Annotated in this window: 20 protein-coding genes; 1 reads left to right on the forward strand and 19 read right to left on the reverse strand. The window is 32.1% G+C overall.

The genetic code is table 11. The annotated features are described in order from the left end of the window. Positions 1-47: 47 nt before the first annotated feature. Positions 48-1,712 carry a peptide ABC transporter substrate-binding protein gene (locus tag G9F71_RS20860; protein ID WP_164948578.1) on the reverse strand — a complete coding sequence of 555 codons (1,665 nt, stop codon included), beginning with the start codon at positions 1,710-1,712 and terminating at the stop codon, positions 48-50. 225 nt (positions 1,713-1,937) lie between these two features. Here G9F71_RS20860 and G9F71_RS20865 point away from each other — a divergent pair, with 225 nt between their 5' ends. Continuing rightward, on the forward strand, positions 1,938-2,207 hold the full coding sequence (locus G9F71_RS20865; protein WP_164948579.1) for a hypothetical protein: 270 nt from the start codon (positions 1,938-1,940) through the stop codon (positions 2,205-2,207). Positions 2,208-2,265: 58 nt separating this feature from the next. Here the strand turns inward: G9F71_RS20865 and G9F71_RS20870 are convergent, their stop codons facing one another. The 18 genes from G9F71_RS20870 to grdD all read right to left on the reverse strand — a co-directional run bounded on the left by G9F71_RS20870 (position 2,266) and on the right by grdD (position 24,543). Then, positions 2,266-3,003, reverse strand: coding sequence for a hypothetical protein (locus tag G9F71_RS20870; RefSeq protein ID WP_164948580.1), 738 nt, complete (start codon positions 3,001-3,003; stop codon positions 2,266-2,268). Positions 3,004-3,119: 116 nt separating this feature from the next. Next, complete coding sequence (locus G9F71_RS20875; RefSeq protein WP_164948581.1) at positions 3,120-3,257, reverse strand: hypothetical protein; 138 nt, start codon at positions 3,255-3,257, stop codon at positions 3,120-3,122. 263 nt (positions 3,258-3,520) lie between these two features. Further along, a complete protein-coding gene (gene ligA, locus G9F71_RS20880; protein WP_164948582.1) occupies positions 3,521-5,515 on the reverse strand; it encodes an NAD-dependent DNA ligase LigA in 1,995 nt (664 codons plus the stop codon). 94 nt (positions 5,516-5,609) lie between these two features. Then, positions 5,610-7,877: a DNA helicase PcrA gene (gene pcrA, locus G9F71_RS20885; RefSeq protein WP_164948583.1), complete on the reverse strand. Its 2,268-nt coding sequence runs from the start codon at positions 7,875-7,877 to the stop codon at positions 5,610-5,612. A 403-nt stretch (positions 7,878-8,280) separates the two neighbouring features. After that, positions 8,281-8,583 (reverse strand): YerC/YecD family TrpR-related protein, encoded by a 303-nt coding sequence (locus tag G9F71_RS20890; protein WP_164948698.1) that lies wholly within the window; start codon positions 8,581-8,583, stop codon positions 8,281-8,283. A gap of 245 nt (positions 8,584-8,828) precedes the next feature. Then, positions 8,829-9,059 (reverse strand): preprotein translocase subunit SecG, encoded by a 231-nt coding sequence (gene secG / locus G9F71_RS20895; RefSeq protein ID WP_124999627.1) that lies wholly within the window; start codon positions 9,057-9,059, stop codon positions 8,829-8,831. A 113-nt stretch (positions 9,060-9,172) separates the two neighbouring features. Beyond that, the gene (eno, locus tag G9F71_RS20900; RefSeq protein WP_164944127.1) at positions 9,173-10,468 is read right to left on the reverse strand and encodes a phosphopyruvate hydratase; all 1,296 of its coding nucleotides are present in this window, start codon (positions 10,466-10,468) and stop codon (positions 9,173-9,175) included. Between the two features lie 118 nt (positions 10,469-10,586). Continuing rightward, positions 10,587-12,119, reverse strand: coding sequence for a 2,3-bisphosphoglycerate-independent phosphoglycerate mutase (gpmI, locus tag G9F71_RS20905; RefSeq protein WP_164948584.1), 1,533 nt, complete (start codon positions 12,117-12,119; stop codon positions 10,587-10,589). Positions 12,120-12,171: 52 nt separating this feature from the next. Beyond that, positions 12,172-12,918: a triose-phosphate isomerase gene (gene tpiA / locus G9F71_RS20910; protein WP_124999633.1), complete on the reverse strand. Its 747-nt coding sequence runs from the start codon at positions 12,916-12,918 to the stop codon at positions 12,172-12,174. Between the two features lie 138 nt (positions 12,919-13,056). Beyond that, positions 13,057-14,253 carry a phosphoglycerate kinase gene (locus tag G9F71_RS20915; protein ID WP_164948585.1) on the reverse strand — a complete coding sequence of 399 codons (1,197 nt, stop codon included), beginning with the start codon at positions 14,251-14,253 and terminating at the stop codon, positions 13,057-13,059. Between the two features lie 217 nt (positions 14,254-14,470). Next, the gene (gap, locus tag G9F71_RS20920; RefSeq protein ID WP_164948586.1) at positions 14,471-15,478 is read right to left on the reverse strand and encodes a type I glyceraldehyde-3-phosphate dehydrogenase; all 1,008 of its coding nucleotides are present in this window, start codon (positions 15,476-15,478) and stop codon (positions 14,471-14,473) included. A gap of 79 nt (positions 15,479-15,557) precedes the next feature. Then, on the reverse strand, positions 15,558-16,592 hold the full coding sequence (locus G9F71_RS20925) for a sugar-binding transcriptional regulator (protein WP_164948587.1): 1,035 nt from the start codon (positions 16,590-16,592) through the stop codon (positions 15,558-15,560). Between the two features lie 147 nt (positions 16,593-16,739). Then, positions 16,740-18,110 (reverse strand): RNA polymerase factor sigma-54, encoded by a 1,371-nt coding sequence (gene rpoN / locus G9F71_RS20930; RefSeq protein ID WP_187353452.1) that lies wholly within the window; start codon positions 18,108-18,110, stop codon positions 16,740-16,742. A gap of 143 nt (positions 18,111-18,253) precedes the next feature. Further along, entirely contained in the window at positions 18,254-19,183 is a 930-nt protein-coding gene (locus G9F71_RS20935) for an ABC transporter permease (protein ID WP_164948589.1), read from the reverse strand. After that, positions 19,176-20,282, reverse strand: a complete 1,107-nt coding sequence (locus tag G9F71_RS20940; RefSeq protein ID WP_164948590.1) for an ABC transporter permease — start codon at positions 20,280-20,282, stop codon at positions 19,176-19,178. Before G9F71_RS20940 ends, G9F71_RS20935 begins: the two co-directional genes overlap by 8 nt. Continuing rightward, positions 20,275-21,816, reverse strand: coding sequence for an ABC transporter ATP-binding protein (locus G9F71_RS20945; protein ID WP_164948591.1), 1,542 nt, complete (start codon positions 21,814-21,816; stop codon positions 20,275-20,277). The genes G9F71_RS20940 and G9F71_RS20945 overlap by 8 nt, the downstream gene beginning before the upstream one ends. A 134-nt stretch (positions 21,817-21,950) precedes the next feature. Beyond that, positions 21,951-23,054, reverse strand: a complete 1,104-nt coding sequence (locus tag G9F71_RS20950) for a BMP family protein (RefSeq protein ID WP_164948592.1) — start codon at positions 23,052-23,054, stop codon at positions 21,951-21,953. 325 nt (positions 23,055-23,379) lie between these two features. After that, entirely contained in the window at positions 23,380-24,543 is a 1,164-nt protein-coding gene (gene grdD, locus G9F71_RS20955; protein ID WP_164948593.1) for a glycine/sarcosine/betaine reductase complex component C subunit alpha, read from the reverse strand. Positions 24,544-24,586: the final 43 nt, after the last annotated feature.

Consider the following 24,586-nt stretch of genomic DNA (forward strand, 5'->3'; position numbering starts at 1 on the left):
AATATATACTTTTAGTTATAGCATAATATAAGTAAAATCGCTAAACATTACTTAGCAGAAGTATTATCTTCTTTATAAGCATAATCGAATATTAAATTCCCAACTTTAGTGGTATAAATACCTTTAACATTCTCTTTCTTGCAAATAACTGTATTAACTATATATACAGGTATACATGGCAAATCTTTTGCTAATATTTCTTGTGCTTCATTATATAGTTTTATTTTGTTTTTTTTATCCTTCTGCAGTAGCGCACTTTTAATTGTTTTATCATATTCTAAATCCTTGTATCCATAAATATTATAGCTTGAACTGGATGTCCATCTTGAAAGTAATTTATAAATATCTCCATATTCTTCATCAATTCTTGAAAATAATATATTATAGTCTCCCTGCTTTGTGACTTTGTTAAGTTCATCTTTTGCATATCCTTTGCAAACTACATTTACATCTAAATAATCTTTTAAATCTAAATAGCCTTTAATATTTTTAGCTATTTCATCTAAGTTTTCTTTAATGTTTTTAGCTATCTCTTTTGCTATCCTATCATCAAGATTTTTATTTTCATATACTATAATTAATTCTGCTTTCTTTTCATAATTGTGGGTCTTTAAATATTCCTTTAAATATTTTGCACCTTTATCTTTACTCCCGAACACATCAAATATCAGTTTACTACTATCCTCATTAACCACGCTAGAAGTGGTATAATTTATTGCTGGAACCGCCAAATCTTTTGATATGGTTTGTATAATAAATTCCTTAGATATTATTGCACTAATTGCATTTCTAAAACTATTATCTTTTACTGTATCTTTAGTATTTAAATTAAAAGTTAGATAATACATACTCTTTGTAGGCACAGCTATAGTTTTCTTTTTCATACTAAGAGATTTTCCTTCGCTTATTGGTGGACTAACAAATACATCAATCTTTGAGGTATCACTAACCCTAGTAGTTTCAAAGTCTGCTAATGTTTTTTCCTCATCCTTTATAGTTGTAAACAGCATTTCATTGCTAACAATCTCACTTTTCCTCCAATACTTTTCATTCCTTAATAGATATATTTCTCCATATTCATTTATTTCTTTTATAATGAATGGACCGCTATATTGAATGTCTTCATAGCTATTTTTCCAGTTTCTCTTATTCATATTAGTTTCCCTTAAAGTGAAAACCGGATTACTAAGAATATTTAGAAAATAATCATTAGGGCTATTTAGTCTTATCTCTAAAGTTAAATCATCCTTTGCTGAAATAGCAACTTTGTCAGATTTTACTTTTCCCATGCTAAAATCCTTAGCTCCAAATATACAGTATAATTGCTCAGCAAAAACATTGTTTTTTTCCAATAGAATATTATGAAAAAATCTTACAAAATCTATGGCTTTTATAGACCTTCCATCGCTATAATGAAGGTCCTTTCTTAATTTAAAGGTATACCCTATTTTATCTACTGAAATATCAAATTTTTCTGCCATAGCAGGCACTATTTCTCCGTATTTATCTTCACGTACCAACCCTTCAAATAAGGCTAACAACAAATCTTTTTCTCTGATATTATCACTATTTAGCATTAACAAATCTGAAGGCACCTCTCCCAAGTTATAAACTAAATATTTTCTAGAATTTGTAGGCTTTACTTTCTTCTCAACACATCCACTACTTAACATCATTATAAAAATTAATATTATGCATAATAACCTTTTCATAATTACCTCCAATTGGGTCTTATTAAAAGTATTAACCTTTCATGTATGAAGTAATCATATTTGTAATAAAAAGATTGAAATTCTATTTAAAGTCATGAACTTATGGCTGTTGCTGAAAAAACTCTTAATCAATGTGTTAGCTTTTTGTACTTTAATTATGCTATAATATACGCATATATATTTACATAATTTATGTAATTAAAAGGTATATAGGGGGAATTTTTTATGCTAATCTTAACTATTAAAATAATTGCTATATGTGCCATGTTAACTTTTATGTTTATCGGAATTTGGGGGTTCATTTTACTAATTAAAATATATGACCAGTTAAGATATAAAAATTATTTAATGGAGAAACTTATACAGAACACCTCTAAATTATCTTTAACCCATGAAAATATAGCCCAACCTAAAAAGGATATTGAAACTTACGATACTTTTAATCTCACTGAAAAAGAAATATTGGACCTTAACATAAAAAAAGACGCCATTTGACGTCTTTTTCTTTATAAACTATTATAAATATCTAAGGGTTATTTACTAAGCCCATAAATTAATTTATTGCTGCTGTATCTTTTACTACTGGTGCTGCAGCCGGTTCTGTAGCTGGCGCTACTTCCTTTACTACTGGTGCTGTAACTAGTTCTGTAGCCGGTGCTACTTCCTTTACCACTGGAATATCTTTTGTTGGCACTGGTGTCGTCGTCGGTGTCACTATTGGTGTTGTCACCGATACTGCTGGTGTTGTCACTGGTACTGGTGCTGGTGTCAATATGACTGTAATTATTTTGTCTATATCACCATTTAATTTTACTAACTTTGCATTTCTGTCCTTTAATTTTGTTATATGGGCATCTAGCACTTTTTCAAAGTTTTTCTCTCCTTCGTTTATTAACTTTAATTCAATACCTTTGCCCAAAATTTTAAACCTTTCTTTTAATGATTTTTTTTGTGCTTCTATTTTATCTATCTTGTTTTTTTTCACAACACTTCCTACTTTAATTAGCTTTACATCTATCTGTTTTTTAAGTTCATAATTAGCCATTTCTAGGCCTTTTATTTGATTCCTTTTAAGAGTTATTCTTGCTTTAAATTCTACATTACTTTTAGGTTGTTCCTGATTTTTACTACCCACTATATTTTTAAGGTTTTGTAAATCAGTTGCTAGTTTTTGTTCTAACTTACTTGGATGTTCTATTATTTTTAGAGTTCTAGCACTAACTGTTAGTGTTGGTACTGTAAATGATGACACTGCAATTGCTATTACTAAGTTACACATTTTTTTATTCATACTAATACTCCCCCTTGTTTTTTATAGTGTAAACACTATCTTTGTTTTATTTTAAAAAACATTTAAATATTCACATTACATCACCCCCTTTTACCCTTATAAATCAATTTATTTTTTTAATAGGTTATTTCAATTATATTTTTAGTTCTTATTGATTTACTTAAATCCCATACCTTTGATAAAATCAAAGGTATGGGATTTAAAGGTACATAATTTAAAAGCTCATTTCTAATAACATCATTAATATATTCCATTTGTTCGTTATCTACTTGTCCTAAGTGAAATTATATGCATATATTTATTATACATAAAATCGCAGTTTTTTTCCATGCATTTCACAAGATTTACTTTTGTTACATTATTTATAAGTTTAAATTGCTTTTAGGATAAAGCAAAAAGCACCAGATAAACTAGATGCTCTTTCTTATGCTTTTCAAACTATTTCCTTTGAACCTAGACTATACATTTGTATACTTTTTTAAAATAATAGAGCTTTACTCCTCATTTCGTATATTATCTATTTTAACATATTTACTAATTCCTCTTCAGATATAACTGTAACTCCGAGTTCCTCCGCTTTTGCACGCTTACTTCCGGCATTCTCTCCTGCTAACACATAACTGGTTTTACTGGAAACAGAACCTGCTACTTTTCCTCCGTGCTTCTCTATCACTTCTGTAGCTTCATTTCTCCCCATAGTAGTCAATGTTCCAGTTACAACGAAGGTTAATCCATCAAATCGATTATCCACCTGTTTTAAGTCTTCTACAGCCATATTTACACCATATTCTTTTAACCTGTTAATTATTTCACAGTTTTTTTCATCTTCAAAAAATCTTAGTATATTTAAAGCACTTATTTCACCTATATCAGAAACTTCTTGTAGGTCTTCCAAAGATGCATTTTGCAAATTTTCAATAGATTTATAATGATTCATTATTGTTTTAGCTGCTACTTTTCCAATACTAGGAATTCCGAGGCCCGTCATTAGTTTTTGTGCTTCATTTCCCTTTGATTTTTCTATAGCCTCTAGCAACTTATCTGTATTCTTTTCTTTTCCAATTATACCCTGCTCTATAAGCTCTTCCCGATAGTTAAACAGTGAATATACATCAGCAATATCTTTAATATATCCAAAACGAATAAGTTCCTTAACATATGCCGTGCCAAAACCTTTTATATCCATAGCAGTCCGACCAACAAAATTAATAATGTGTCTTTCTAATTGCGCCAAACAATTTGGATTTGTGCATTTGATGTCAGCCGTATCTTTTTCCCGGACAGTTGGTGCCCCGCATACCGGACAAATGCCAGGAATCTTAAATCTATCTAATTCGCCAGCACGTTTTTCTTTAACTACAGACTTAATCTTTGGGATAATCTCTCCTGATTTGTATACAACTATCGTATCTCCAATTCTTATATCTAAATCATCTATAAAATCTTGATTGTGAAGGATTGCTCTAGATACAGATGTTCCACATAAACGAATTGGCTCAAATATTGCTGTAGGAGTAATTCTTCCGGTTCTTCCTACTGATACTTCAATATCTATTAATTTTGTTTCTTTTTCTTCTGGAGGGAATTTATAGGCTATAGCCCATTTCGGAACTTTTGAAGTACTTCCAAGTTTTTTTCTATCCTCTAAATTATCGATTTTTATAACAACTCCATCAATGTCATATGCTAAATTCCCTCTATCCTCAGAGATAACCTGAATAGCATTCCACACTTCATCAGCTGTTTTACATTTCACATAATTCTCAATAACTTTTATGCCCTGCTTTTTTAGCCACTCATACCCTTCTGTATGGGACCTAAATTCAATTCCTTTGATATCTTGAATATTAAAAATAAATAGAGATAATTCTCTTTCCTTTGTTATTTTACTATCCAACTGTCTTAATGTGCCTGCAGCGCAGTTTCTAGGATTGGCAAATATTTTTTTATCTAATAACTCCTGCTGCTGATTAACCTTATCAAAGGCTTCATTTGCCATATATACTTCACCACGAATTTCCAGGTATGGAATAGAGTCTTTTAACTTCCGTACAACATCCTTAATTGCTTTAGCATTTTCAGTGACATCCTCACCTTGAATGATTCCATCACCGCGAGTCACGGCTACGGTTAAAATGCCCTCTACATAACGTAAAGCCATTGACAAACCATCAATTTTAAGCTCAACAACAAAAGTTGGACTCTCTAGTTCTACAATCTTTTTATTTACATAAGCATAGACTTCTTCTTTGGTAAATACGTCTTGCAAACTAAGCATTGGGACATTATGTTTTACGAGTACCCCAGCTTTCCTTTTAGCATTTCCACCTACTCTTTGAGTTGGCGAATCTAAGGTGATAAGTTCTGGATGCTCTTTCTCTATTGCTTTAAGCGTAAGCATTAATTGATCGTATTCATAATCTGATATTTCCGGATTATCTTCGTTGTAATATCTATCACTGTGATATTTAATTATCTTTTTTATTTCGTTAATTCTATCTTCCACACTCATACACTACACCCTTTCCCATAAAATCTAAACCTTACTACTGCGTATACCAAATAAAATAACTAGCATACTCACTAGTTATTTTATGAAACATGTTTTATAACATTTCTATAGGTGCTTTATCTAATACCAACTTTTTTATCCCCATATTATCAAAGGCTATTGAGATTAAGGTGTCACCATTTGAACTTGATATTGACACAATGGTGCCTATTCCAAATTTACCATGTTTAACTTTTCTACCTATGGTAGCTTCACTTTTCATACTTTGCTGTTGCAGATTACTACCTTGTTCCGTAACTGATAGGTACTCTTGCGTGTTAGTATTACTCTCTTCAGCATTTGAACTCATAAGTCCATGAGGATTATACTTTTGTGGCGCCTTAATTTTATTTCTTTTTAAGACTTGCACAGTCCTATTTTTATTTCCCCCAATAATTTCTTTTAACCCTTCTGAGATTTCACTTATAAAATCAGAAGGAGCGTACCCAACAGTTCTTCCAAATACCATCCTACTTTCTGCAGATGTTATATAAAGCTTTTCTTCTGCTCTTGTTATAGCAACATAACATAGACGCCTCGATTCTTCCATTTCCGTAAAGTTGTTAAAGGAAGACATTCCTGGGAATATACCATTTTCCATACCAACCATGAATACCACTGGAAACTCTAAACCTTTTGCACTATGAACCGTCATCATTGCTGCAGTATCTACAATTTCATCAGGATTCTCAGGGTTCTCTCCGCTTGACCCTAAACTAACCCCTTCTAGGAAGGCTAAAAGTGATTTATCTTCTGAAGTTCTTTCAAATTCTACAGCATCTGATACTAATTCCTTTATATTTTCTACTCTGCTCTCATCCTCTGGTTCCTTAGATGTTTCTAATTGCTTTAAATATCCTGTATCACTCAAAATAGACTTAATTAACTCAGACACAGTGATTTCATCCTTTTTAGCCATAAAACTATTCATAAGACTAACAAACTTGTTTATAGATGATGTATTTCTAGTGGTTAGCGACGGTATAAACTCCACATCTAGAATAGCACTATACAGACATTGGTCTATATCAGTTGCAAACTCTTGAATCTTTTGAATAGTTGCATCACCTATATTTCTTTTAGGTACATTTATAATTCTTTTTAATGCAATATCATCAAGAGGATTATTCATAAGCTTTAAATATGCCATTATATCCTTTATTTCTTTTCTATCATAAAACTTTAGACCTCCTACTATTCTATATGGAATCAAAGACTTCCTAAAACTTTCCTCAAAAATACGAGATTGGGAATTCATCCTATATAAAATTGCAAAATCCTTAAAGCTCTTATTTTCTTCCTTCATAATTTCCTTAATCTGACTTGCTACAAAATTTGCCTCATCCCTATCTGAAAATGCTCTATACAAATTGATTTTGTCTCCACTTTCTTTTTCAGTCCTTAGTGCTTTGTCTTTTCTCTCCGAATTATTTCTTATGACTTCATTAGCTGCCGTAAGTATATTTCCATAAGACCTATAATTTTGCTCAAGCTTAACCACTTTTGCCCCTGGATAATCACTTTCAAAATCTAAAATATTAGTAACATCAGCACCCCTCCATGCATAAATGCATTGATCGTCATCTCCAACTACGCATATATTTTCCTTTTCGTCTACTAAAAGCTTTATAAGCATATACTGTGCCTTATTAGTATCTTGATACTCGTCTACCATAATATATCTAAACTTTTTATGGTAAAAATCTAAAACATCCTTATTATTTTTAAGTAGTTCTACTGCTTTAAAAATCAAATCATCAAAATCTAGTGCATTATTACCCTTTAGCTTTTTTTGATAAAGAACATATATATCAGCAATTTTATTTTTCCTAAAATCATGTTCATTTTCTTTTTTATATATTTCCGGAGAAATTAGTTCGTTTTTAGCATTTGATATTTTATTTAGAATTTCTGAATCTGTTAAATCTTTTTCATTTATCTGAAGCTCTTTCATACACTGTTTAATCAAACTTTTCTGATCATAACTATCGTATATAGTAAAGTTCTTATTATATCCTAGTTTATCTATTTCCCTACGAAGTATCCTAACACAGCTAGAGTGGAAGGTAGAAATCCACATATTATCTGCTATATTACCTACAAGCGCACGCACTCTATCCTTCATTTCACCAGCTGCTTTATTCGTAAAAGTTATGGCTAAAATTTGCGAAGGGTATATATTTAAATCTTGAATCATATGGGCAATTCTATAAGTTAAAACTCTAGTTTTTCCAGAGCCCGCACCTGCCAAAATGAGTAGCGGACCATCCACTGTTATTGCAGCCTCACACTGCTCTTTGTTTAATAAACTTTCTAAATCCATAAAAACACTCCTTATATATTATATTAATACTAGATACATCTAGCATTACTTATGTTTCTCTCAAGACGCATTTAAACAAATAATAAGTTAGTATACTATTTGTTTATTTGCAATAGACATACCTATAATTATATCACAATGTGTGTAAACTTAAACAATTTTAAAAATAGAGACGGCTAATTTATGTTCACTCCTTTAACGACATTTCATAAGGTAAGCCAGATACTTTTATATATAAAAAACTTCAGCAAGAGCATAAATCTCCTTCTGAAGTCGTTAATATTGTGGCATCGAAGATGATGCACGGCTACGCAAGTGACGATTAACCTTAGTTATACTGGGTAAATATATGTTAACCATCTCTTTTTATACCAATCTATAAGGCACATGTAAATAAATATACTTATTTTTTAAATTTCAAACGTTCTAATATAAGTTTATACCCATCACTACCATAGTTTAATGATCTATTTATTCTACTTATTGTGGCGGTACTTGCCCCTGTAGTACTAGCTATATCCAAATAGGTCCTTTTTTCTGCTAACATTTTCGCTACCTGAAGTCTTTGCTCAAATGCTTGAATTTCATTTATAGTGCATATATCCTCAAAAAATCTATAGCACTCTTCCTTATTTTGCAGGCTTAAAATACCATCAAAAAGAAAATCCATATCTTCACTTTCTAATTTAGAACTATATTCACTCATCATCCTTCACCTCTAATAATCATTGATTACTTTAAACAATTTTAACATTTATATTATATTTATACTATTAAAATTTAAAAAAATCCAAAAAAATTACATATCCTACAAGTATTTTGCCTTATTCAAGTGATTTTATAATTCACTGTGAAATAAAAAAATGCAGTTTATTAAAAATTATTTAAATAAACTGCTACAAGCCCAAAATATTTATTTGAATGTGCCTAACTGTGATTTAGATAATTATATTATTTAACTAAATTTAACATAACCGTAGTTAAAATAAAGCAAACTGCTGAGACTGCTGTGATTCTTGCTAGTACCGATTCTGCAGTTTTCGTTTTATTTTTTGCAAAGAAAGTCTCAGAACTTCCTGCTATAAGACCACTTAATCCATTTGATTTACTAGGTTGCATCATAACTGAAACAATTATAATAATTGATGTTATAACCTGTAAAACTGTTAGAAAACTATGCATGTGAACACCCCCCCTATTCATGGAATACAACATTATTTTAGCATACTCTGAGGTAGCTTGCAATAAAATGCAAGAGCATAGCCTATAAAGACTATACTCTTATTTAGCATTGATTATCTTTTGATGTTATAGAATGCTTTTAGTCCTCTATATTCAGCCATTTCTTCTAGTTCTTCTTCTATTCTTAATAGCTGATTATATTTAGCAACTCTTTCGGTTCTAGCTGGTGCTCCAGTTTTAATTTGTCCTGCATTTACAGCTACAACCAGGTCTGCTATGCTCGTATCTTCTGTTTCTCCTGATCTATGAGAAACTACTGCAGTAAATCCTGCTCTTTCAGCCATTTCTATAGCATTTAATGTTTCAGTGAGTGTTCCTATTTGGTTTAATTTTATAAGAATTGAATTTGCAGTTTTTCTTTCAATTCCCATTTTTAATCTATCAGTATTAGTTACAAATAAATCGTCTCCAACTAATTGAATTCTATCTCCTATTTTATCAGTTAAGTACTTCCAACCTTCCCAATCTTCTTCAGCCATTCCATCTTCTATAGAAATAATTGGATATTTGTTAACTAATTCTACATAGTAGTCAGCCATTTGCTCTGGAGTTAATATTCTTCCTTCTGAAGATAAATTGTATGTTCCATCTTCAAAGAATTCAGAAGCTGCTGGGTCAAGAGCTATATATATATCTTTTCCTGGAACATATCCTGCTTTTTCTATAGCTTCGATTATAATCTTTATAGCTTCTTCATTTGATGATAAGTCTGGAGCGAATCCACCTTCATCACCAACACCAGTAGCGAGGCCCTTAGATTTTAATAATGCTTTTAGTGAATGGTAAACTTCTGCACTCATTCTTAGCGCTTCGCTGAAAGAAGTTGCTCCAACTGGCATAATCATAAATTCTTGTAAGTCTACATTATTGTCAGCATGGCTTCCACCATTTATAATGTTCATCATTGGAACTGGTAAAACTTTAGCGTTTACTCCACCAATATATTGATATAATCCAAGACCTAGTGATTCAGCTGCCGCTCTAGCGCAAGCTAGGGATACTCCAAGAGTTGCATTAGCACCTAGTTTACTCTTATTGTCTGTTCCATCAAGAGCTATCATTGCTTTATCTATAGCTATTTGATCATATACATTCATTCCAATTAACTCTTCAGCTATTAAATTATTTACATTATCAATAGCTTTTAAAACGCCTTTTCCGTTATATATATCTTTGTCTCCATCTCTGAGTTCTACGGCTTCAAACATACCAGTAGAAGCTCCTGATGGCACTGCTGCTCTTGCTACTGTTCCATCTTCCAGAGTTACTTCAACCTCAACAGTTGGAAATGCTCTTGAATCTAAAATTTGTCTTGCGTAAACATCAATAATTTCAATATAGTTCTTCATATATTATTACCTCCAATTTTTTTTATGTTATTATTTTCTAAGTTAATAGAATATCCGCTAGTCTTTGAAAATATTTATTTAACTTAGATAATATAATAATCTTATTTATTTTTTAATGTTAATCTATGATTAATGATTTTCCTGTCATTTCCACCGGTACAGGCAGACCCATAACTGAAAGCATTGTAGGTGCCATATCTGCCAAGATACCACTATCCTTTAGTTCTTTACTATGGTTTGAAATATAAGTAAATGGAACTAAATTTGTAGTATGTGCTGTCATAGGCTTTCCTGACGAAAAGTCAATCATTTGCTCAGAATTTCCATGGTCTGCAGTTATAAATATACTACCATCTTTCTCTAGAACATTTTTAACGATTTTCCCAAGACATATATCCACTGCTTCTATTGCTTTTTTAGCGGCTTCAAAATCTCCTGTATGACCTACCATATCTGGATTAGCAAAATTAAGTATAATCATGTCATAAAGGCCCAAATCCAGTCTTTTTAATAATTCCTCGGTAACCTCATAGGCACTCATTTCTGGCTTTAAATCATAAGTAGCTACCTTAGGCGATGGAATAAGCGCTCTATCTTCATTGGCATTTGGAGCCTCAACTCCTCCATTGAAGAAGAATGTAACATGAGCATATTTTTCAGTTTCAGCTATTCGAAGCTGTCTTTTGCCCATTTTACTAACATATTCTCCCAGTGTATTTGTGAAACTTTCTGGTGTATATGCCACATCAACATTTTCTAGGGACATATCATATTGAGTAGTACACACATAGTTTAAATTTAGTGTTTCTCTTTCAAATCCAAGGAATACTTTATCATTTATCGCCCTAGTAATTTCGCGAGCTCTGTCTGGTCTAAAATTAAAGAATATAACACTATCATTATCACTTATAGCGGATACTGGCTTATTATTTTCCATGATAACCGTTGGAAGAACAAACTCATCTGTCTTATTATCATGAAAAGCACGTTTAACTGCTTCTGTCGCTGATGTACTCTCTTCACCCTTAGACAAAACCATAGCATCATATGCAAGCTTAACTCTTTCCCATCTCTGATCTCTATCCATAGCATAATATCTACCACTTACAGTAGCAATTTTCCCGATACCTATTTCATTCATATATTCTTCGAGTTCTGCTATGTATTCCAGCGCTGAACCTGGTTGTACATCCCTGCCATCTAGGAAAGCATGCACATAAACCTTTTTAGCACCTTTATCCATAGCAAGCTTTAATAATGCCTTTAAATGATTAATATGAGAGTGAACTCCACCATCAGACAACAATCCTAAAAGATGTATTGAAGAATTTGCTTCAATAGCTTTATCTATAGCACTATTAAAAGCAGGATTTTTAAAGAAGTCGCCTTCCTTAATTTCTTTTGTTATCCTTGTAAGTTCTTGGTATATAATTCTACCGGAACCTATATTTAGATGACCAACTTCTGAGTTTCCCATTTGACCCTCTGGTAGTCCTACCTCTAGGCCACTTGCCTTAAGTTTTGTACTTGGATATTTCTTTAATATTGCGTCATAGTTTGGTTTTTTTGCTGATACTACTGCATTTCCATCTAAGTAATCTGATAATCCAAATCCATCTAAAATCATTAGCATTACTGGTTTCTTTGGCATTTTTGTTCCTCCCACCCGCTCTGTTTCTAACATATATCTGTTTATTTATATTTTAATAGTTCACTATTCCTGCAAAATCTTCTGCTTTAAGACTAGCTCCTCCAATTAATCCACCATCTATATCTGATTTACCCATTTGCTCACTTATAGTTGATGGTTTAACTGAACCGCCATATTGGATTCTAAGTTTATCCGAAACATCAGATCCAAACATAGCAGAAACAGTCTTTCTTATAAATCCAATTGTTTCATTAGCCTCATCTGCAGTTGCAGTTTTTCCTGTGCCAATAGCCCATATTGGTTCATAAGCTATAACCAATTTTTCCACTTGCTCTCTTGTAAGTCCTGCTAAATCTAACTTTATTTGATTATCTAATACTTTTTCTGTAATATTTGATTCTCTTTGTGCAAGAGTTTCTCCCATGCAAAGTATAGGTGAAATGCTATGATTATAAGCAGCTTTAAGTTTTTTATTTACACTTTCGTCTGTTTCATTGAAATACTGTCTTCTCTCACTATGGCCAATTATAACATAATCAACGCCCATATCTTTTAACATTCCTGGTGAAACTTCACCTGTAAAAGCACCATTTTCCTCGAAATGCATGTTTTGAGCTCCTACTTTTATATTTGATCCCTTAGCTGCTTTTATTACTGCATCTAAACATAAAAATGTAGGACAAACTACAACTTCACATTGTGCATTTTTAACTAAAGGCTTTATTTCCTGGATTAAACTTACGGCCTCACCTACTGTTTTATTCATTTTCCAATTACCTGCAATTATACCTTTTCTCATAAAAAACCCCTCCTAATTATTGCTTTGTTATATATGTGAAATATTAATTGTTATCTCCCTCATTTGTCTTTAAAAAGACTTTTGAGGAAGGCAACAACTAATATTAATTTATGACTTCAAAATAAAAAATTTATTTAATTATTTGTTTGTAAGAGCTTCGATTCCTGGTAACAATTTACCCTCTAAAAACTCAAGAGATGCTCCACCACCTGTAGATATGTGAGTCATTTTATCTCCAAATCCTAATTGGTTAACTGCCGCTGCACTATCTCCACCGCCTATTACAGTAGTTCCGTCAACTTTTGACATGCCTTCCGCTACTGCTATAGTTCCTTTTGCAAAATTTGCAAATTCAAATACTCCCATTGGTCCATTCCAAATAATAGTTTTGGCTATACTTATAGCACCTTTGTAAATCTCACAAGTCTTAGGTCCAATATCAAGCCCCATATATCCATCTGGAATATTTTGATTATCAGTAACTACGGGCTTTGCCTCAGCTGAAAATCTATCCGCAACAATATGGTCCACTGGTAATAAGAATTTAACTCCTTTTGCCTCAGCTCTTTGCATCATATCTTTAGCATATTCTACTTTATCTTCTTCAACTAATGAACTTCCTATAGAATAACCACCAGCTTTTAAGAATGTGTAAGCCATTCCTCCACCAATTATTAAAGTATCTACCTTTTCAAGCAAATTAGCAATAACATCTATTTTATCTGAAACCTTAGCTCCACCTAAAATTGCTACAAAAGGTCTAACTGGTTGATCTACTGCTTCTCCTAAGAATTTCAATTCTTTTTGAATTAAGTATCCACATACTGAAGTCTCAATAAACTGCGTTACCCCAACTGTAGAACAATGAGCTCTATGAGCCGTTCCAAAAGCATCATTTACAAATATATCTGCAAGAGATGCCAGTTCCTTTGAAAAATTCTCACTGTTTTTAGTTTCTTCTTTTCTATATCTTGTGTTTTCTAATAACAAAACATCTCCGTCTTTCATTTTTGCTACGGCGAATTTCACATTATCACTAACTACATTTGGATCTGCCGCAAAAACTACTTCGGATCCTAACATTTCACTTAATCTCTTAGCAACTGGTGCTAGTGAAAGTTCAGGTCTTGGCTCTCCACTTGGTTTTCCAAGGTGTGAACATAAAATAACCTTTGCTCCATTTTTAATTAAATAATTTATTGTAGGCATAGCACCTACTAATCTATTTACATCAGTAATTGCTCCCTCACTTAATGGTACGTTGAAATCACATCTTACTAACACCTTTTTACCTTTAACCTGGATATCTTCTATGGTTTTTTTATTAAATTTCATACACATTCTCCTCTCATATTGTTTATTATTCAAAATCTTTTTAACTTATAATAATTGTACTTGTATCAATTATTGTTTGTGATAAATTTTACATGATGTAATTATTAAAAAGGCTTGGTTCTATAGATTAACTATAAAACCAACCCTTAATATTTTACTTACTGTTTGCTTACAGTTAATTTATAGTTTGCTTACAGTTTTATAGTAAAATTAATTTTTATAGTCTGTCTGCAACATATTTAGTTAAATCTGCGAGTCTATTTGAATAACCCCATTCATTATCATACCAAGCTACAACTTTAACCATGTTATCTCCAATAACCATAGTTGATGGTGCATCAACTATAGAAGATCTTTCGTCTCCTCTAAAGTCAATTGAAACTAATGGTTCTTCACAGAATCCAAGAATTCCTTTCATTGTAGTTTCAGCAGCAGTCTTAAACGCTGCATTTACTTGCTCTACAGTAACATTTTTTGAAAGTTCACAAACTAAATCTGTGCATGATACTGTTGGAGTTGGAACTCTTAATGAGAATCCATTTAATTTTCCTTTTAATTGTGGTAGCACAAGTGCTACAGCTTTTGCAGCTCCAGTTGTAGTTGGAATCATTGATTCACAAGCAGCTCTTGCACGTCTCATATCGCTATGTGGAGCATCTAATAATCTTTGATCTCCAGTATATGAATGAATTGTAGTCATAAGACCCTTAACTATTCCAAATTCTTGATCTAAAACTTTAGCAAATGGTGCTAAGCAGTTTGTTGTGCATGATGCATTTGAAATTATGTTATGTTTAGCTGCATCGTACTTTTCTTCGTTAACTCCTAGTACTATTGTTATATCTTCATTTTTTGCTGGTGCAGATATAAGAACTTTTTTAACACTTCCACCTAAATGAGCATTTGCTTTAGTAGCATCTGTAAAGAATCCTGTAGATTCTATTATTATTTCTGCTCCAAGTGAATTCCAATCTATATTTTTTGGATCTCTTTCTGCGAATATTTTAATTTCTTTTCCATTAACAACTATTGAGCTTTCTTTAGCTTCTACAGTTCCGTTAAATTTTCCATAAAGTGAATCATATTTTAAAAGGTGAGCAAGTGTTGCAGCATCTGTTAAGTCATTAATTCCTACTACCTGTAATTCTGTAGCATAGTTTGCCACTAGTGCTTTAAATACATTTCTTCCTATTCTACCAAATCCATTTATTCCTACTTTTATCATTTTGACAAAACCTCCTAAATTTTTAAAAATAATTATATGTAAATATATAATTTTTCCTTCTACAAAATCATTATATAGTTTACTCTGTTTTCTCTATAATATTTATAATTTCTTTTGCAGCTGCTTCATCAATTATTAAAACGGTACTTGAACGATTGATTTCAGTGGCTATGATGGCCCTAGCTTTATTTTTTCCAGCTGCTACTGCAATTAGAGTTTTTATGTTTTTAACATCTTCATTTTTCACCCCAATAGTAGGTGTAGAATGAACTATTTTACCTAATTCATTGTAATAATGGCCAAAAGTCTCTCCTACAGCACCTAATTCTTCTAGGTCTCTTATGTCTTCTTCCGATAGACCTCTTTTCCTAGCCATGTCTGTAGCAATACCTATACCATAAATAAGAACCTCAGCACTTCGGATCTTATCAATTATGCTTTTTATTTCTTTTTCATTTAATATAGTTTCTAGTGCTACATTGCTCAAATTATCCGGGGCATGAAGTAATTCATAATTGCCACCAATTTTATCTGCAAGCCTTGCCACTAATGTATTGGCTTGAATTTCTACATTTCTTGCCATACCACCTCTAGCCGGAAGCACTAAAATATTACTATATTTATTATTTTTAGTAAAGCCATCTACAACTTGTTTAACTGTTGATCCACCTGTTAATGCAATTATACTATTATCTTTAATAATATCCATAGCATAAGTGGCAGCTGCTTTTCCAAGTTCTTTAAGCACACTTTTATCAATGTCTACATCTCCAGGAACAACTATAACTTGGTGAATATTCAAATGCTTCTCAATAAACTTTTCGATTTGAGACAATCCTTTAATTTCATGAATAAATCCTTTTAACTTATTTATAATTTCTTCCCCATCAGCTGTTATAAACATACCTGATGTATTAACCTCAATTAAATTCTGAGATTTTAAAAAGTTTATTTCATTTCTTACTATTCTTTCACTTATATTCATGTCATTTGCCAAAATTCTTCGTCCTATAGGTCCATTATAATATATCACTCTTAATATATCATACCTCTTTTGGAGAAGTTCTATGAGTTCTGGCACTACCTTTTGTTGTAATTTTAATATGTTCTGCACTTAAACACCTCTATGGACTTTTTAAGTCCCAGCTTATATTTTTTGTTCCCACTTACATTATAAATGAAATACCAACTTTTTTAAATTAGTATTTGAAAAAAACTTGTTAACATTGTGTTAACAAGACTCTTAAAAGTAATATTTCACTTAAAATCTTTTTCGTTTACTGGAACTCTTAATTTGGAGTTCTTCTCTATATTTTGCTACAGTTCTTCTTGAAATATTCATCCCTTCTATATTTAATCGATTACAAATACTTTGGTCTGATAAGGGTTTTTTTTGATCTTCCGTGTCAACCATTTCCTTAATAGCACTCTTAATATTAATTGTAGATATATCCTCTCCACCTATGACTGAAGCAATTCCATTAGTAAATAAATCTTTTATTTTAATGACTTTACCACTATTCACACTAACATATTTTTCTCTAATTGCACGACTTATAGTGGATTCATGCATTTCTAAATTGTCAGCAATTTTTTTAAGTGTCATTGGTTTTAAGTATTCGTCTCCGTTATCGAAATATTCCTTTTGAACTACTAAAATCTCTTCTAAAACTCTATATACAGTATTTTTCCTTTGTTCAATACTTTTAATAAGAAACATTGCACTATTAAGTTTTTCTTTTACATATTCTACTGCTTCTACGTCTTTTCCATTTTTAATAATTTCCTTGTACATTGAATTTATATTCAATTTAGGTAGCATATCTTCGTTCATAGAAATAAAATATTGCTCATTAATCTTATTGATATAAGCATCAGGTACAATATATTTAACTGTCTCTCCAGTATAAAATCCTCTTGAGGGCTTTGGCTCTAAAGTTTTTATTATGTCTACATATTTTTGAACATGAGGAATCGTTATTTTTAGTTCTTTAGCTATGATATTATATTTATTTTCTGCCAATAATTCTAAATACTCCTCAATTATTTTATAAATATTTTCATCATTATTGCCCAGGTTATATAATTGAATTTTTAAGCATTCTCTTAAGTCCCTAGCTCCTATTCCCTCCGGCTCCAAAGATTGAATAATTTTAAGTGCATTTTCAGCCTGTTCATTTGATATTGTAAGCTCCTTGCATATGTCAGATAATTTTACAGATAAATATCCTTTTGCGTCTAAATTTTCCACCATGTATTTACATATATCCAGTGTTTCAGGTTTTTCAGTTAATTCTCCTATTTGCTCCACAAGATAATCTTTAAGAGATTTTTCTTGTGCAATATAGTAAAAAGGAGAAACTTCTTCACTTTCAGACTTTGCACTATAATTTTTTATTTTATAATCGTCTTTTTCAAGATATTTAATTATTTCTTTATATTCATTTGTTTCAGTGTTATTATTTTTAGGATTTTGTAAATCTCTTTCCTCAAGTACCGGATTTTCTTGCATTTCTTTATTTACATATTGACCTAGCTCGTATGCGGACATTTGAAGAAGTTTAACAGACATCTGCATTTCTTGTGTCATTATTAATTTTTGTTCTTGGATCAAATTCAAAGCAAAATTAATGTTCATTTTATCATCACCTCATATAAATCACCTTATAAATATTATAACATAGCATAGACTATAAATATAGATTATGTCTTAATGCACATTCTAATAAAATAAAAAAACCTTAGCAAAAGCTAAGACTTTTTATTTTTAAAATTTTATCTTGATCCTTTATCATAGGGTTTACCACTAGCCAAAGGCCCTGTTGTTTTCCCAACAAATCCTGCAAGTGCAAGCATAGTAAGTACATATGGAATAACATCATATACTTCTGAAGGTAAATTCCAGCTAAGCCCCTGTGCAAAAATACTAAATGAATTACCAAAAGCAAATAGTAAACTAGCACCAAGCGCTCCAAAAGGCTTCCAATTACCAAATATAACGGCAGCTAAGGCAATAAATCCTTTTCCTGCAACCATTCCTTCTCTGTAAAGTGGAGCAGAAGAAAGTGATAATGCTGCTCCACCCAATCCTGCAAGCATTCCGGATATTATAACACATAAATATCTTATTTTATAAACATTTATTCCTAATGTATCAGCAGCCTTTGGATGCTCTCCTACAGCTCTAATTCTTAGGCCCAATGGCGTTTTATATAATACATAGTGTGACACAAATACTAAAATAACTGCTACTATAACAAACCAGTTTAACTCAGCTATTAATTTACCTATTATTGGTATATTTTTAATTCCATCTGGTATGTTATACGAAAGTCCTTTTACTATATCTGTTTGGCCACCCTTTCCACCAAATAGCTTGAATATTAAGAAACTAGCAAGGGCCGTGGCAAAAAGATTTATAGCTGTACCGGAAATTACTTGATCTGCACGCAAATGTATACTGAGCACTGCATGTATTAACCCCAAGACCCCACCAGCTATAACTCCGAAAAGTATTCCTACTACAGGACCAAATAGAGAACTTCCAAATACCGCAAAGAAAGCACCTATTACCATCATGCCTTCAAGGCCTATATTAACCACCCCTGATTTTTCAGAAAATATACCACCCAGAGCTGCAAAAATTAGAGGCGTTGCTATTCTTAGAGTTTGGGCTAACAAATTTATTAAAATAATACTACTCATTTGTAATCGCCCCCTTCTTTTTCTTTTCAGAGAAGTACTTAACAATATAATCTGTAGCTACAAATGTAATAATTATAGCTTGGATTAAATAAACTATATCTTTTGGTATTCCATTTAATTGAAGAGTTCTAGCACTACTATTTAAAGTTCCGAATAATAGTGCCGAAGCTATACATCCAACAGGATTACTTTTTGCAAGTAGTGCAACTGCAATACCATCAAAACCATAAGATGGAAGTGCCATAAAGTCTTTTACATTATGAAGAACACCTGCAACCTGTGTTGCCCCACCAATTCCTGCAATTGCACCAGAAATCACCATGGCTAGTATTGTATTTTTTGCTACATTAATTCCACCATATTCTGCAGCATGTGGATTTATGCCAACAGCTCTTATTTCATATCCAACAGTGGTTTTCCATAATAACCAAAATATAAAAATAGCTACTGCTATAGCAAGGAATATACTAATATTAGCTCCGCTACCGGACACGAACCTAGGTAACTGTGCACTCTCTTGTATAGTTGCCGTACTTGATTTACCTGCCACTCCAAATTTAGTTCTTAATATAAAGAAATTAGCGAGTGCCATAGATATATAATTCATCATAATTGTATTAATAACTTCATGAGTACCTACTTTTGCCTTTAAATATCCAGGTATAGCCCCCCATAATCCTCCGGCTACAGAGCCTGCAAGAATAATTAGTACTATATGAATTACAGGGTTTAGGCCTGGAATAGTTCCTACAAAAGCCGCTGCTAGCATTCCTAGTATAAATTGACCAGCGACACCTATGTTAAATAGTCCACATTTAAACGCTACTGCATTTGCGACCCCTGTAAATATTAATGGAGTAACTTCTGAAACCGTAACAAAGGTTACTCTTGGATTACCAAATCCACCTTTATATATAAGTCCAAACAAATCGCCTAAAGCCGAAAAGTACTGTAATATAGAATATCCTTTTGCCCACATTACAAAGAACACAGCAACAAAAATGGAAACAATTATAGAAAAGAAAGGAAAGGCCAGCGCTTTAAGGGCACTCTTTGCCGTATTAACAAGTTTACTGTCTTTACTTTTAGCTTTATTCATTATCTTTAACTCCTTTCGGTGTTTCACCAAGAGTACCACCAGCCATAAGTATACCAAGTTTTTTCTCTGTGGCATCACATCTATCTAGTATATCTACTATTTTACCATCATACATTACCGCTATTCTATCTGATAATGCTAGTATTTCATCCAGCTCTAAGGACACTAATAAAACCGCCTTGCCCTTATCACGTTCTCCCACTAGTCTTTTGTGAATATATTCAATTGCACCAACGTCAAGACCTCTTGTAGGTTGTGCTGCTATTAACAATTCTGGATCCTTTGAAATTTCTCTAGCCGCTATAAGCTTTTGTTGATTACCACCTGATAGTGCCTCAGCATTTACATCTGCATTTGGAGTCCTAACATCAAATTCGCGAATAAGTTCATCACAGTGTTTTCTAATTTCACTGTAATTCATAACTATACCTTTACTAAAAGGTGCATTTTTATGAATTCCAAGCACAGAGTTTTCAACTAGAGAGTAATCTAATATAAGTCCTCTTTTATGTCTGTCTTCTGGTATATGACCAACACCTGCTGACATAACCTCTCTTGGTGACTTACCATATATATTTTTACCGTTTAAAGTAATACTTCCACTCTTAGGCTTTCTAAGTCCAGTTAGAACCTCTAAAAATTCTGATTGACCATTGCCATCAACACCAGCTATACCAAGAATTTCTCCCCCATGTACTGTTAATTTCAAATTATCTACAGCAGGTAATCCTCTTTGATCATTCGCACAAAGATTTTCAATTTTTAATACTTCTCCTTTAATTACAGCAGGCTGTTTGTCTACGGTTAAATTAACCTTTCTGCCTACCATAAGTTCAGCTAATTCGTCTATACTTGTTTCTTTAGTATTTACGGTACCAGTAACCTTACCTCGCCTTATTATGGTAACTCTATCACTCATACTCATAACTTCTTTTAATTTATGAGTTATCAGTATTACTGATTTTCCTTCTTTTTCAAGATTTCTAATTATAATCCCTAGCTCCACAATTTCTTGAGGTGTCAAAACTGCAGTAGGCTCGTCTAATATTAATGTTTCAGCACCTCTATATAGCGCCTTTAGTATCTCTACTCTTTGTTGTTGTCCTACGGAAATATCTTCTATAACTGAATTTGGATTAATAGCAAAACCATATTTTTCAGAAATCTCTTTAACATCATGTATTGCTTTGTCCATATCAATTTTAAAGCCTTTTTTAGGTTCAATGCCTAAAACTATATTTTGTGTTACGGTAAAGTTATGTATAAGCATAAAATGCTGATGAACCATTCCTATGCCAAGCTTTATAGCATCATTTGGAGTATTTATATTCACTAGGTTACCGCTTACATAAATCTCGCCTTTTTCTTGTTTGTATAGACCATAGAGAATATTCATAAGAGTTGTTTTTCCTGCACCATTTTCGCCAAGAAGAACATGTGTTTCTCCTCTTAATAATTCGAAATCTATATTGTCATTGGCAATAGTACCTGGAAAAACCTTGGTTATGCCTTTCATTTGGATTACTTTTTCCATTTGCTTTCCTCCTTAAGAAAAATTAAATCACCACCTGTAGAGGTACAAATACCACTATTTGTAGAAAGAGCTAGATGTAATACATCTAGCTCTTATTGTATACTAAAAATCATAAGCCAGTAAATAATAAATTTTTATTTAAAATCCATTACCCCTTTTCTATTTGCTGGAACAACTATTTCTCCAGCTATAACTTTATCTTCATATGTTTTAACTAAAGCCAAAACATCCTTTTGTACATTTTTAACAGATGTTGGAGCTATTCCTACGCCTTGCTCTTTTAATCCAAGATTAATAACTGTGCCACCTTTAAATGCGTTTTTAACTTGAGCTTTAGATTCATTGTAAGTTGCTGTATCAACTCTCTTCATCATACTTGAAAGTATAACGTCAGCATATACTGGAAGTGTTAAAGCTTGATCTTTATCAACACCTATTGCCCAAACTACTTTTCCGCCATCTTTTAATTCTTTAGCAGCTTTAAATAAACCAATTCCAACTCCACCTGCTGCGTGATAAACTACGTCGCAACCACCTTGATATAATGATTTAGCTAATTCATATCCTTTATTTGTATCATCGAAACTATCTGCATATTTTACAGTTGTTCCTGCACTCTTACCATCTGCACTTATTAAGCCTTTAGCTGCTTCTGGGTTAACTGCCTTAACGCCAGCTGCAAACCCAGCTTCAAATCTATTTATCATTTCACCATCTTTTCCACCAATAAATCCAATTTTATTAGTTTTAGTGGTTTTTCCAGCAATTACTCCCATTAAGAAAGATCCTTCTTGCTCTTTAAAAACAATTGATGCTACGTTTGGTAATTCAACAACTGAGTCTACAATTGCAAAGTTTTTATCAGAATGGTTTTTAGCAACTTCTTTCATTGCATCAGACATTTGATATCCAATAGCAAAAGTTAAAGCTGAACCCTCTTCAATCAATGATTCTAAATTAGCTGTATAATCTTCTTTCTTTTTAGACTCGATAGCTTTGTAATTGAAACCGTCTTCAGCTTTAGCCTTATTAACCCCTTCATTTGCTGATTGGTTAAATGATTTGTCATTTAATCCGCCTTCATCAGTAGAAAGTCCTATAGTCATAGTTGATTTTGCTGTTTCGGTTTTTGGTGCTTCAGTCTTTGGTGCTTCTACCTTCTTAGTTCCACAACCTACAAATAATGTTGCAACTACAGCCACTGCTGCAAGTACCGCAACTACCTTTTTCTTGTTCATAATAATTTCCTCCCCATAAGTAATTAATTATTTTCGCTCTTCATGTTAGTATTCTATAAAAATCAAAAAAATCCTTTTTATTAAAAAATTTTTTTAAAATTTCTATACGTATTCATTCAATTATCAAATAACGTTTTTATTTATTATTTTATTCTATATAAGATATAATAATGTGACATAAATTAAATTATATATGAATTTTTTATTAATAGCAACTAATTCTTAAGTATAACAATGAATTTATATTTTTTATGTTTTTTGGTAAAATAATATAAAAGCCCTCACTAATAATTTTAGTGAGGGCTTTTTTTAATTTAAGATTCATCTAAATCATAAATTTAGCTTTTTTAAGAATCTCAATAGCTTTATCCGATTCCTCTTCTGGAACTAAAACTACTGGTCCTGTACATCCCATGCCACTTTCTGAATAGATTCCCTCTTTCCATAATGATTTACATGCATCTTCGAGTTCAAGTATATCTATTCCAAGGATAGGAAATGTGACAACCCTTTTCTTTGGCATTTTTACGTCTTCTTCTATATCTGTTTTTTCCACCTTTTTAATAACATTGTTTATAGCTTCTTTTAAACCTGATTTATTAGCACTCGCAAATTCATCTCTCGCCTTGTCCAAAACAGTATTTTGGGCGCAAATAGCACAGTATTTTAAAGCTTCAGCTATTAATGGCGCTCCTGAGGCTCTTGAAACTATATTTACAAGCTTATCATAATTTTCTCCAATACCAGGTCCATATCCAGCACCTACCGTCTCGTAATTGCCTCCAGTCGTGAAAGAAGCAAAAGTTTTAACTAAAAGGTTACCTGTTAATGAATCACAAACCATAACATCTGGTGTTCCTGCAAGAAGGTCATTCCCCCTCATAACAGCCCCACCACCAGCTCTTAAAGAATCTGCAAATTTAAAATCATATCCATTATTTTGTATTTCTTTTAATATTCTTTCAACTTGTCTTGCCCCATCTAAATTTAAAATTCCAACAGTTGGATTTTTGATACCTGTAGCTTTAGCTGTAGCAATACCAGAAATCGCATTAAGTACCATACCTTCTACTCTGTTAGTAGATGCAGTTCCAGTAGTAGTCGCGAGTATCATATCACTACCTTTACCTGGTGTTACTATCTTCCCAACTGTAGATACTCCTATAGGAAAATCAAAATGTTGAGTTACACATCCACTCAAATTTCCATTTTCTAATAATTCTGTCATTTTTTTATGACCTTCCTCAGCAGTGGCAACTTCTATAATTTCAAAATCTGCATCAACCTTTGGTCCTATTAAAACAATTTCAAAATCATCATATTTATTTTTAGCTAGTTCTGCAGCTTTTACCATTTCGCCTACGCCATGTTCGCTACCAAATGTAGTTAACCCTATTCTAACACTATTTTTAAATTTTCCGCTTTTTATGCCACTGGCTATATCATTAAATACTTCAGCAATCATTTGTTTAACTACGTTTTCACTCATATCTACACCCCTTTTCTAAGCGACAAATTAAATCATTATTCAT

Origin of the sequence: Clostridium sp. FP2, assembly GCF_011065955.2 — a bacterium.
Taxonomy (GTDB): Bacteria; Bacillota; Clostridia; order Clostridiales; family Clostridiaceae; genus Clostridium_AD; species Clostridium_AD tagluense.